The organism is Succinimonas amylolytica DSM 2873, assembly GCF_000378405.1.
GTDB classification, from domain to species: domain Bacteria; phylum Pseudomonadota; class Gammaproteobacteria; order Enterobacterales; family Succinivibrionaceae; genus Succinimonas; species Succinimonas amylolytica.
Genome location: NZ_KB899638.1, coordinates 144,120 through 157,465 on the forward strand (window position 1 = coordinate 144,120; position 13,346 = coordinate 157,465).

General features: G+C 51.7%; 4 protein-coding genes. All 4 read left to right on the forward strand.

What is annotated here, in order from left to right; genetic code table 11:
* The first annotated feature begins 5 nt into the window (after nucleotides 1–5).
* The 4 genes from F557_RS20015 to F557_RS0113460 are packed head-to-tail and all read left to right on the forward strand — an operon-like array spanning nucleotide 6 to nucleotide 13,325.
* Nucleotides 6–1,922, forward strand: coding sequence for a DNA topoisomerase (locus F557_RS20015; RefSeq protein WP_019002742.1), 1,917 nt, complete (start codon nucleotides 6–8; stop codon nucleotides 1,920–1,922).
* Nucleotides 1,923–1,943: 21 nt separating this feature from the next.
* Nucleotides 1,944–2,279 carry a hypothetical protein gene (locus F557_RS20020; RefSeq protein ID WP_019002743.1) on the forward strand — a complete coding sequence of 112 codons (336 nt, stop codon included), beginning with the start codon at nucleotides 1,944–1,946 and terminating at the stop codon, nucleotides 2,277–2,279.
* Nucleotides 2,276–2,911 carry a 3'-5' exonuclease gene (locus F557_RS21415; protein ID WP_019002744.1) on the forward strand — a complete coding sequence of 212 codons (636 nt, stop codon included), beginning with the start codon at nucleotides 2,276–2,278 and terminating at the stop codon, nucleotides 2,909–2,911. The genes F557_RS20020 and F557_RS21415 overlap by 4 nt, the downstream gene beginning before the upstream one ends.
* Before the next feature lie 10 nt (nucleotides 2,912–2,921).
* Nucleotides 2,922–13,325: a DUF5710 domain-containing protein gene (locus F557_RS0113460; RefSeq protein ID WP_019002745.1), complete on the forward strand. Its 10,404-nt coding sequence runs from the start codon at nucleotides 2,922–2,924 to the stop codon at nucleotides 13,323–13,325.
* The last annotated feature ends 21 nt before the right edge of the window (nucleotides 13,326–13,346 follow it).

A 13,346-nucleotide genomic window follows, 5' to 3' on the forward strand; every position in this document is an offset into this window, starting at 1 on the left:
CAGAAATGAGACTTATTATTGCGGAAAAAAACAGCGTGGGCAGGGCTATTGCCTGTGTCATCGGCATCAAAAGCGCCGAGACCGGCTATATCAAATGCTCAGACAGCGCTGAAACCTACGTTACCTGGGCTTCCGGACATATGTATCAGATGGCCGGACTTGATGAATATACTCCGGCAGAAGTTCCTACGGGCAAGAACGGCAAAAAAGTGTGGCGGTTCGAGGAGCTTCCGGTATTTCCGGAAACATGGATCCTCAATAAGGATCCCGGAAAACGCGAACAGACAGAACTTATAGAAGAGCTTATCGGAAAAGCCGATGTGGTGGTAAACGCCGGAGATCCCGACAGAGAAGGGCAGCTCCTTATTGATGAAATTATCTGGGAATCTCCCAACAAGCCCAAAACCTACCTGCGGTACTGGGCAAATGCCATTGACCGGAAATCAATCGAAAACGCCCTGAACAATCTGAAGCCCAATGACGCTTATCAGGGCATGTGCAACGCTGCCGAATACCGGAGAAGAGCTGACTGGCTGGTAGGCATCAATCTTTCGCGGGCCTACTCAATCGCCAATCATCACCTCTCAAATGTGGGCCGAGTAATGACTCCCACGTTGCAGCTGGTCGCTGACCGGGATCTTGAGATCGAGAATTTCAGGCCCGCCGATTATTACGAGCTTTGGGCAGATTTCGGATCCTACAAGGGGAAATTTATTCCCGATGAATTACAGGAAGGCACTGACCATGAAGGGAGACTCACTGACAAAAGCGTAGCCGACAAAATCTCCGCGGAATGCTCCGGTGCTGACTCCGAAATCACCGCCTGTTCCTGCGAGGAAAAGGAGATTCAGCAGCCTTTGGGCCTCAATCTTGCCGACATCACGGCTGCGGCCTCCGCCAAATTCGGGTTTTCCGCAAAAAGAACGCTAGAGCTTTGTCAGTCTCTCTACGAGATGAAGTTTCAGTCCTATCCCCGCACTGACAGCAAATATCTTCCGGAGAATCAGTACGCCGATGCCGCAAGTGTTCTGGAAACCATCAAAAGGCTCCTTCCGGATCTCACAAAGGAAATCGCGGGAGCGGATCCCTCCATTCACTCAAGAACATGGAACACGGATAAAACCACGGCCCACCACGCCATTATCCCGGTTTCTGCCGATCCCTGCGAATCCGACATTACCCAGATCGGAGAGGATGAGCGAAAGATCTTCGATCTGGTATGCCGTAACTACATTGCCCAGTTTTATCCGGCTTCCCGGGTTCGCAAAACCGTGATCAGAACTCAGGTCAGAAATTACACCTTCGAGTCCCGGGGAACTGTGGTGGAAAATCAGGGATGGAAATCTGTCTATGACGACGGCGGGGAGGAGAAGGAGGAACTTCAGGAGCTTCCAATCGTCCGGGAGGGCGACCATGTGAAATGCCTCTCGGTATCCTCGCAGACAAAAAGGACAAAAGCCCCGCCGAAATTTACCGAAGGCTCTCTGATAAAGGCCATGGCTAACGTCTATCAGTATATCGACGATCCGGAAATCAAAAAGATCCTGCGTGACGGCGACGGCATCGGAACCAGCGCCACCCGGGCCACCATCATTGAAAAACTGAAGGCGAAATTTATCCGGGAGGAAGGCAAGTTCATTGTCAGCACTCCCGAAGGCCGGAATCTTCTCAAAGAAGTCTCCGAATCCCTTACTTCTGCCGTTACCACCGCCCTGTGGGAACGGGATCTCAGCCTGATCTCCGAAGGCGCCCAGCCGCATGATTTTGAACGCAGGATCTGCGACTTCGTTCTTACCGAAGTCACCAAGGCCAAGGAGAACTATGTGCCGGGAGAATACAAGGGGACTCCCACTGACTTTAAATGCCCCGAATGCGGTAAACCCCTGTATTCCAAAAAGTTCAGCTGGTGCTGCGATGAGTGAGGCGTAAAGCTCTCCAAGGAGATGTTTTCCTACAGCCTGACAGATACCGACCTTAAAAACGCTTTAGCCGGAACCGGTAAGGTGCTTGATAAAAAGTTCAAGAGTCTCAAAACCGGCAAGGTGTTCTCCGGAAAAATCATCTACAAGAAGGAATCAAAGAACCTTTCCATTGAATTTGAAAACCGCCCCCTGGACAGCAAGTACAAGTGTCCGCGGTGCGGAAAACCGCTGATGCGGCTGGCCAGCAAGATCATGAAGGGCTCCTTCTGGTGGTGCTGTTCCGGTTACCCGAACTGCAAGCTTAAATTCAAGGATGCAAACGGCAAGCCCATGATAAACGAGGAAAAGAAGCAATGAAGGAAAAATGCTACGTTGATGTAGAAACCACGGGACTGGATCCGAAAACCGATGAGGTGATCCAGATTGCCATATGCGACAGCGCGGCAAACTGGGAGCTCTGCACCTATGTGCGGCCCCTGCGCCACGCATCGTGGGAGGAGGCTCAGATGATAAACGGCATCTCCCCGGAAATGGTGAAGGACGCTCCGACTCTCGATTCTCTGGAGAACGAGCTTCGGAGCATATTCCGGGACAGGATCTTCGCCGCCTATAACGCTCAGTTTGACGCGTCCTTTCTCTGCCGTTTCTTTGAGAACACGGACATTCACGATGTCATGACCCGGTTTATGAGCATCACGCAAAACCCCCGCATGAAGCTGACCGATGCCCTGAATACCCCCGAGGTGCGGCAGCATTACCCGCACTACCGCATGGGGAAGTCTCATAACGCCATGGAGGACGCATGGGGCTGCATGGTCTTGGATCTGTACTGCGGCGCCGCAGCCGCAAAGGAAACGGCTTCCGAGCTTCTCAGTCTCTCAGAACCCATCGGGATCGGCTCTTTCCCCGATGACATCAGCGCCGCCGCTGAGTTTGCTAAGAGCCATGAATTTAACGCCATCTTAGATTACATTAAACACGGAAAATAAGGAACCCTAAATGAGTAATTTTCTCGAACTTCTTAATGTTGCACTCTATTTCGAGCCTCGCACTCTGGTAGTGACCGCTGACAGCAGCGCTCCCGTTACCGCCGTTTTCGGCGAGGCCGCTGCCGATCAGGTATTGCGTCTTTACAGATCCGGCGAGCCGTATCAGACCAATCTGTCTCTGGCTCACAGCTACGTATCCGGCTTCTGTTCTCCTGACACGGAAAACACCAGCATTTTCGAGGTGGACGATACGGCCTCCCGCTTCTCCTTTAACGTCAAGACCGGGAAAATCACGATCCCTTCCCGGGCAGCCAATCCGGAACTTTACCGGGATCACGGCAGGTTTTATAACCAGCTCTTTCATGAAATCAGCCATTATCTCCGGAGTCAGCAGGGAGCAATAGGGCAGATCACCAGCAAGCATTCTCCGGAATACGCCCGGGAAGAGGTTATTGCCGAAATGACCGCCTGCAAGATGATGGTCAATAGCGGCTTCCCCGTCCAGTATATTCAGACCTCCGCCCAGTACATTGACGCATGGGCCAATGAATATGTGAAGGATCTTCCTGATATCGAAAGGGAGGTTACAAAGGAACGCCTGATCCATGAAGCGGAAACCGCCGCAGACGCCTCCATGAAGATGATTCACTCCAATATCGCCGTCAATCAGTACAGGGAGACCAATCAGGATCTCAAAATACGGCTTATTGTTCCCCTGGACGAATCTCCTGAGGCCGAAAGACTGGGCGCCCGCAAAGACTCCCGGGGCTACTTCATCAGATTTACCGACAACAGAGAGCAATTTGCCAAGTGGTTCCCGGAAGAAACCCTCGGTTCATCAATCAAAATCGCCGAGAAGGTGGTTTCGGAAATTTCCGATCCCGATCTCCGAAACGCCGGGGAAAATGATCTCCGGGAAGCGGAAAAGGCCGCTCAGAACAGATTGGCCGAGGAAGCTCAGCAGGAGGCCTCAAAGGTTCATCCCCGGAACAATGCCGACCTTCGGGAAGAAATATCCTCTCGCCAAACAGAAAAGAGCAATGCCCCTAATGCCGCCGCCGGAAATTCCGGCGTTACCACCGATCCCGTTAACGGCGCCACCACAGGCAATCCCAACGACGCCGCAATTACCGAATTACAGAGAACGATAGCAGCTCTTCAGAAACAGATTGAAACTCTGCAAAAACAGAATGAGGAATTCAGAAATGGAAACAAGCAGCATACAGACAGCCAAAACGAAGATTCACGAAGCCCTTCAGGGAACCCTGAATCAGCATTACAGCAAGGGACTCAGCAAAACCGGAGCGGAGGAACTCATGCAGACTCGCTGGGAGACCATCTCGGAGGAGCTTCTTCAGGATCGCCTGCCGGAAGCCCGGATCATCAGCAGTCTGATGTTCGAACTGTGGGAGGACAACATGACGGAAATGGAAACCCTGCTCCGGATCATCTGGGAGGACAATCCGGAGAACCTTCAGGACGATCTGATAACAGTAGCCGCGTGGACGGGGAATCTCGAAACGCCCCGGAACAGCCGGAAACTCCTGATGGAGCTCGTGGAGACCGTGCGGGAGAGAACGGAGCAGGAGATCGTCCCGAACCCCGTGATCTTTCAGGAGTCGGGGATCGGAACTCTGGCAACATTCATGAAGCAGAATTACGAGAATCAGCCGGAAATGCAGATATACCGGTGGTGGATGACGCAGGATCCCGATCTTCTGAAGAATCTGTATTACCGGGAGAGTCAGATACCGGGATCCGGGGACAGACTGACAGCATTTCTCGAAAGTCAGATGATCACCTCACGGGAGGAGCACGAGATAACGGCACACCTGAAGCAGAAATTCCTGAAGCATCACGGGATACCGGCAGATCGCCTGAAGGAGATGGAAATCAGTCCGGAATACGAGACGGAAGAACTGGAATGGGAGGAGGAGTGGCTGCCGCACCTCGAGATGCTGGTGACCGAGTTTCCGATGGAACTCCGGAAAATGCACGAGGAGAATCTTCTTCTGGATTACATGCTGAACAAGAGGGATCTTCTGCCCCCGGAGAACAGCTTGACGGGAATGCTCACGGAGGACACGGAAACAGCCCTGAGCTTCATGACAGCAGCAGAAAACCCGACCACGGCCCCCTGAATGATCTCATAAACCTGTACCATAACGGCCAGTTTGAAGACGCTGCCGCCAAGGAACGGGTAACGGAGTATCTCAGAGATCACCTCAAAACAAGGCCCACATACTTCGACAAGGCCAGCGGCTACGGCATGTGGGAATACATTCTTGATGAACCGGTAATTGATGAAGCTCTCAGGAGGAAGAACAACGGATTCCGCACCTTACGCGGCGCCAGCGGTTTCGGCCATGATCTTGCTTCGCACTTTTCCGCATTCCTGAAGGAAGACATTCGCGATTATCTTAATGAGGCCAAGCTCGCTCACGACAACTTCAATATTGAGATAAAGCCAGTACTGGAAAGGATTCTTCCGGCCATCGTTGATCAGGCCCGCGCCGCATCCCTTGAAGGAGCGGCTAAGTCAGAGAAGAGCAGGGAAGCCGGAACCCCGTCACGCAGGAGAGGCGGCAGCAGGGCTTCCCATCAGGAGACGAATACGGTATCTCCCCGGAGCGATAATGAGGAAGCCCGTCCTCAGGCAGCGCAGCCTGCGGCAAACCCGGACAGCAGCAATACCCCCAAGACCGAAAAAGCGGAGACTGAAAAGCAAGCCCCCGCAGCTACCGGCAATGAACTCACCAAGGAAAAATTCTTAAAGCACGTTATCTATCACGGCCTTATTGATCTTGCCGAAATGTACCGCTATGAAGGGAATCCCGTTCCGGCCATATATCTGGAAAAGAAGCTGCGTTCGGAAAACCTGAACGAGAGCATTGACGCCATCTATGACTCCATCAGGAACGTCAGCAGTCCTCTCATGTACCGCGACTACAATGGGGAAAGCATTGAAAAGGCCGTCCGGGTCGTTAACAAAAACGTTCCGGAACAGGACATGCCCCGAAATATCAAGCTGGTTACCGGACGCATAGAAGCAAATGCTCTGGCCACCGTGCAGAACAGCCGCCTCTTTAACAATGACCTCATGACGAAGAAGATAGCGGAATTGCAGGTTCTGCACTCCGGTTATCCGACGTATGACCAATTGCTGGATTCCCTCTCTGATGTCATTAAGGATTCAGAACAGCGTGTCGCTTCCGAAACGACATCTGCCGCCGAAACAGCTCCTCAGGAAACTGAGGCTCCTGAAGCTCAGCCGCAAAACGGAGAAGCCGAAATCGCGAAGCCCCAGGGCAATACTGAAGCTCCGGATCACGCTGCCGAAACTGAAACCGCCAAAGATGACAGCGAGAAGTCTCAGGCCAATAAGACATCCCGTTCCCGCAAGCCGCAGAATTTAGGAGGAGCGCAGGTATTTGACCTCTTTGATGAATCAGAGAAGCAGGCAGAGGAAGTTCAGGACACCCCGGAAAACACTGAAAGCCGTGCTGCCCCCGAGGCTCCTTCTTCTGCCGTTTCATCCTCTCCTGTCCCGGAGGAAAAACCGGAAGCCGTTCCTGAAGCCAAGCCGGAATTTACCACCGCGGATAACTGGGAAATAACGTCTGAAACTGAAAAGTTAACCACCCTTGAGCGATTCACGGCCAATATCGAGGCCATTGAGACTCTCAAAAAGATCCAAAGCGAAAACGACCGTCCCGCCACCAAGGAGGAACAGGAAAAGCTCGCGAAGTTTTCCGGATGGGGCGGCTTAATGACGCATTTCCACCTTACCAACTCTTCGTCAAAGGCCGATGAAGTCAGATATGAAAATCTCCGGCAGCTTCTGGGCAATGAGGAATTCGACAAGGCAAAGCGATCCGCTCTGACCGCCTACTATACGGATCCCCTGATTGCCAGGAATGTTTTCAAGGTGCTGGAAAAGGCCGGTTTTACCGGAGGCAGAATACTGGAGCCTTCCTGCGGCACCGGAATCTTCTTTGGCACCATGCCCCGGGACATGATGGCCAAGAGCGATCTTACCGGCGTGGAGCTTGAACCCATAACCGCTCAGATAGCTCAGAAGCTCTATCCCACAGCGAATATTCTGAACTCCGGCTATGAAAAGTCCGGACAGTCCAATAACACTTACGATGTTGTTATCGGAAACGTCCCCTTTGGAAAGTTTTCCGTCAACGATCCCCACTACATGAAGGATCACGATTACATTCACAATTACTTCATCAACAAATCCATTGATCAGGTTAAGGAGGGCGGCATTGTGGCCCTGATCACCTCCTCGCAGACCATGGAGGACAGCGATCCCGCCTTCAGAAGAAAAATCGCGGAAAAGGCCGAGCTTCTCGGCGGCGTGCGGCTTCCTGATACCGCCTTTGAAAAGACCGGTACAGACATTAAAACGGATATCCTCATTTTCAAGAAACGCCGGGAACGGATTACCGCGGAGGAGGCAGCAAAGGAGACATGGGTAAACAAAAAGACCTTCGTGCTCGACACTGAAGCCAGTCCGTTTAACAGGTTTAACCGGGAATCCGTTTCATCAGGAGAGATCAGCGCTTCATGGCTGCGAAACAACTTTTACAGCGATCTCAAAAAGAAGGAATGGGAAAAGGAGCTTCCCAAAATAAACCTGTCTCTCAATGCGTATTACCAGCAGAACCCAGACATGATCGTGGGAGGCTATGACGGGTTAAAACTGGACAGATACGGCAAGCTTGATTTCAGATCCGGTCATGTGGAGGATCTGAACGCCTCAGTGGAGAGCTCGCTGTCCAAGATTTCCGGCACCTTTGAAGCCGAAAAATCAGACATCACCGAACAGCCAAACAAGTTCAAATCCTTCAATTATCCTGACGTCAAGTATTACTCGTATTTCATGAATGACGGCAAAGCCTACTTCAAAAATGCCGAATACATTGAACCCGTCAGCGAGGACAATCAGCCGCAGGTAAAGAAATTCATCGAACTTAAGGACGCTTTCCAGAAGGTCATTCAGGCCAACCGGGATTATTCCTCTGATGAAGCTCTGGAAAAGGCCCAGAGGGATCTCCGTACCAAGTATGAAGAGCTCCGGAAAATGTCAGGCATGAATACCGGCGTCTGGAAGCAGAGACCGTTATTCGATAATCGGAAGACCATCACCAGCATCCTGAAACAGGACGTTGATTTCGGAAAGATCAAGGTGCTGGAGAACACCTATGAGAAATTCGAGGAAAACAATGGCAAGACCAAAGCCGTTATTTACCTGAAAGGGCTCTCCGATATTTTCACAAAGAGAATCTTTGAAAAGGAATCCGCGGTTCAGGCCGGAAATGCTCAGGAAGCGCTGCTGCTCTGTCTGGGCAACAAGGGGAAGATCGATTTTGACTATATGTCATCCATCATGCCCAACCAGCAATCCGCGGACAGCCTGATCGACGAATTATCCAAGTCAGAGCTTATTTTCCGAGATCCCGCCAAAACCGGCTCCGTTTATGAAAACTGGATCCCCCGGGAAGAATTTTTAAGCGGCGACATCCAGCTGAAGATGGATCAGGTAAAGGACAGGATCAACGATGATGTCTCCTTTACCAAGGAATTCGAAGCCCTGAAGAAGGTGCTCCCCAAGGAGAAAAAGTTTGATGAGCTTGATATCAACATCTCCTCGCCGTTTGTGCCTACGGACATTCTGGAATCATTTTTGAACCACGAATTCGGCACTTGGGGAGCGAAGGTCACCAGAAAGCTGGGCAAGGTGGAAGTCACCTTCCCCAATCTCCTGGATAAATCCCGGGAGGATTCCTACACCGTAAGCGACAAGTTAAAGATCTCCGATTTTGTCGAAGGCGTCATTAACCACAAGGTAATGAAGATCAAAAAGAACGAGAAGGAATTCGACAAGGAGGCCATCCATACCGTCAATAACGTTTACCGGAAACGCCTTGAGGAAAGCTTCAATCAGTTTAAGGCCGAGCTTGATTCCGAATCCCGCATCCGCATCGAGAACAACTACAACCATACCCTGAACCGCATGGTGCCGCGTTCCTATGACGGCAGCGTGCTGAAATTCACCGGAATGAACAAGAACCTGAAACTGAGAACCCATCAGGCAAACGGCGTTGCCAAGTGCATCTTCGGAGGAAATACTCTTCTGGCTCACGAAGTCGGCGCCGGAAAAACCTTCACCATGGCGGCAACCGCCATGGAAATGAAACGCATGGGCGTCTGCAAGAAGCCGGTATTTGCCGTCCCCGGGGCCGTGGTGGCGCAATGGGGCAAGGAGTTTCAGCAGCTCTATCCCAATGCCAATATCCTGACCGTCAAAAAGGACGATATGAGCAAAGACCATATCTCCGCGACCATCGGCAAAATGGCATTCAACAACTGGGACGCCATCATCATGTCCCATGAAGCCTTCAACAAGATTCCCGTCTCTCAGGAAGTCATCGACAAAATCAAAAATGAAAAGCTGGCCACCTTGAAGGAACTTTCCCATTCTGTCGGGAGAACCATCAGGGACGGTGAAACATGGCTCGTTAAGCAGGAGGTGGATCTGGAAACCACTTTTGATTCCATCTCCCAGAAATACCAGAAATCCGGCTGTCCCATGACCATGGATGAAATCGGGATTGATCGTCTCTTCGTGGATGAAAGCCATAACTACAAGAACCTGAAGCTCGACACCACCTTAACGCAGATCGTAGGCCTGAATACCAACGGAGCGGTCAAGGCTCAGGATATGGAGCTCAAGACCGCGTATCTCAATCAGGAAACGAACTACAAGGGGGTTGTTTTCGCATCGGGGACTCCGGTATCAAATACCCTGGGCGAGCTCTATACCATTCAGAAATACCTTCAGCCCAAGGTGCTGCAAAACAGCGGCTGCTACAACTTCGATATCTGGGCCAACAACTTTGTAAATATTGATTTCGACAAACAGGTCAAGATGACCGGAAATGATGTTCAGATCAAATTGCAGTTCAAGGAATTTAAAAACCTTGACGGCCTTCTGAATCAGTTCTGGCAGTGCGGCGATTTCGTAACCACCAAATCCCTCGTGGGCAAAGAGGGCTTTGTTTTGCCGGAGGTAAAGAGGGAAGCCGTGCTCATTGAACCCACCGAAAGCCAGAACAATCTCATTACGAAGCTGACTCAGCGCATGGCCGCCGTGGAAGCCCGCCAAGTGGCTCCGGAAGCGGACAACAAGCTCTGCATTGCCAGCGATGCCCGCAAGATCGGTCTTGATCCGCGGCTCCTGTCAAAATCAAATCTGGAAAGAATGGATCTGTCCCCGGCTCAGGCAGGATACGGCAATAAGCTGGAAACCGTGGCCGACAATGTGAGCCGGATCTGGAAGGAGACCGCTGCCTCCCGCAGCACTCAGGTATTGTTTTCCGATTTAGGCACTCCGAAAAAGGGGGAATTCAACGTTTATGACGGCATGAAGGATCTCCTTATGCAGCGGGGCGTAGCGGAAAAGGAAATCGCCTTCATCCATGACTTTGATACCGACGAGAAGAAGAAAAGCCTTTTTGAACGCCTCAATGCCGGGGATATTCGCATCGTTATCGGCAGCACTCAGAAGCTCGGCACCGGGTGCAATTTCCAGAAAAAGCTGATCGCAGCTCACCACATTGACGCTCCCTGGCGGCCCTCTGACTTCACCCAGCGTGAAGGAAGAATAGTCAGGCAGGGCAATGAGAACAAGACTGTTCAGATCTACACGTATTCCACCAAGAAAACCTTCGACGCCTACATGTTCGACATGCTGGCCCGAAAACAGGAATACGTAACCTCAATATTCTCAGGAAAGGAAAAGTCTCAGCGTGTGGAAGATGTGGGCGGCATTGAAATGAATTACAAGGAAATGAGAACCTTAACTTGCGGTAATGAAAAGCTGAAGCAAAAGCTCGACCTTATGGATCGTCTGGAGCAATACAAGATGTCCCTGAAGTTTGAAAAGCAGAAGCTCAATCACCTGTCTCAGGATATTCTTCTCGGCTTGCCGAACCGGATCGAGGCCTGCAAGCTCGGCATCAAGAACTTGCAGCAGGTATCTGAGCTGATCAGCAAATATCCCGTGGTTAAAAACGACAAGAACGAGACCGTGTTTCCCGGTTTTGAAAAGGGGGACGGGCAGCTTATTACCGACAAAAAGGAATTTATGCAGTTTTTGGAGAACTCCCCGACCAATTGCCTTATCGGCAAGTATCGCGGCTTCCCGGTATATATGTTCCATGTCCGGGACAACACCGGGCAGATGGCCAGAAGAACGGCTATCGCTCCCTCGGAGCTTTCCGGATTCAATATGATGAATTACGGAAGAGACCAGCGGAATACCACCCTGATCTATGCCGGTTTGACCAATAACTGGGATCAGAAGATCTCCAAATTCGAGTTTGACCTGAAGGAGCACGAAAAGGAGCTGGCCAAGCTGGAGCATGAGCTTAAAGGCTCCGATGTCAGCCAGAACAGCATCAAGAAGGAAATCGAGCACTACGAATCCCTGATCGCCGCGTGTGAAAAGGAGCTCTCGTCTCTGGAATCCATTGATGAGTCCGAAGTTGCAGATCTTATCAATGTCGAAAACGCCGACACCGATTCCCTCAAGGACGTGGACTGCGATGTGAATGAGGTGGAGGAAAGCCTCAAAAAGCTTGAGGAGCCCGAGGATGAAGAGAGCGAGGAGAAGAAGCTCGAGTATTCTCTGCCGCATGAGGAATTGCATGAGAACCCGAATGAGGCAGAGAAAAAGGCAGAGTCAGAGAAGGATGCAGAGAATAAAGTCCGGAATGAAAAGCTGTTTCAGGAGGTGGACTTCGTTCCGGAAATCGAGGATGACCGGAAGAACTTTATTGATGTTCCTTACCGGGATAAGGACAAAGTAAAGGCTTTGGGGGCGAAGTGGGATATTCAGAACAAGTCATGGTTCATTCCCGAAGGCCTGGACAAATCCAAGTTTGCCGAGTGGCAGCCCAAGGAGCGGAAGGAGCCGGAAAAACTCGACTACATCAAGGTTCCCAAAACCGAAAAGGACGAGGCCAAGGCCCTCGGAGCAAGGTGGGATTCCGCCAGAAAATCATGGTTCATTCCTGCCGGAGTGCCCAAGGAGAGATTTGCCAAATGGCCTGCGGCTGCTCCTGAAAATAATAAGGAAGCCAAGCAGGAGAACTTCGGCCCGAAGGTCTATCTTCACGTTGCCTTCAGCGACAAGGACACGGTGAAGGCTATGGGGGCGAAATGGGATATTAAGCAGAAGCAATGGTATTGCCGGGAAAACAAGAAGGAGAAATTCTCCGCATACCTGAATCCGCTTCCCAAGGAGAGCAATCATAAGCAGCCTTTGGCAAACACGGACTACATCAACCGGGAGCCTAACGCTCAGGCTGCCATGCTGCGGGATCTTGCGGCAGCAGGCGTCCGGATCACCGACATCTCCATCCGGAATTGCTCAACCCTGCGAGTCCCCTTAATTGATGACAAGCCCGGAGAAAAGACCGGCAGCCTGACCATTCATCTTGACGGCGTACCCAACCTGAAATTCACCAATTTCAGGCATCCGGAGCTCTCCATCCCTTCCGGAAGCACCCAAATGGCCCGGGTGTATGTGGGGGATCTTGAAAAGACCAAGCAGGTGTCCCTGACCTCGGCTCAGGAACTGAAAAACACCCAGGAAAAGGGGCGGGAGCTTATAAAGGCGCAGGCCGAGGAAAAGCAGAAGGAAAGGGAGTCTCAGGCAAAGCAGGCCCAGAAAAAGAGCGCCTATTTCAAGACGCTGCCCCTTGCTGCCGAAGACTCGCCATACCTTGTAAACAAAGGGATCAAGCCCACGGCAGATCTGCATCAGAACAAAGCCACCGGAGATCTTTTTGTGCCGTTCTATGCTGCCGACGGAACCCTTAAAACCACGCAGATCATCCATCAGGACGCCCGTAAGCAGTTTATTGAACACGGCGAAATGAAGGGGAGCTTCCATCCTCTCGATGGCATGGACAGCCTCAAAACCTCTAAGCTTGGGATCTACATCTGCGAAGGCTACGCCACCGCCAGCACGATTCGGGAAGCTACCAAGGGGAATGTTGCGGTAGTCTCCGCGGCCAACTGCGGAAACCTTAAGGAGGTAGCCGTTTCCATTCATGCGATGTTCCCGGACAAGCCTATCGTGATCTGCGGCGACGATGACCAGCACAACACCGTAAATTCCGGACGTTCCCATGCGGAAGCAGCAGCAGAGGCCGTAGGCGGCACCGCGGTATTCCCGGTATTTGATGAACAATCCCGCGGCACCGACTTTAACGACATGGCCAGCGAAAAGGGCATCGAGTCCGTCCGGGAAGTGCTGCGTAACCAGTACCGGCTCCACAGAGCAGCAGGCTCAGAAGGGCAGCCGGAAATTCCGCAGGCAGGGCGCAGCCGTTAACCGGAACCCGTAACCGTAACA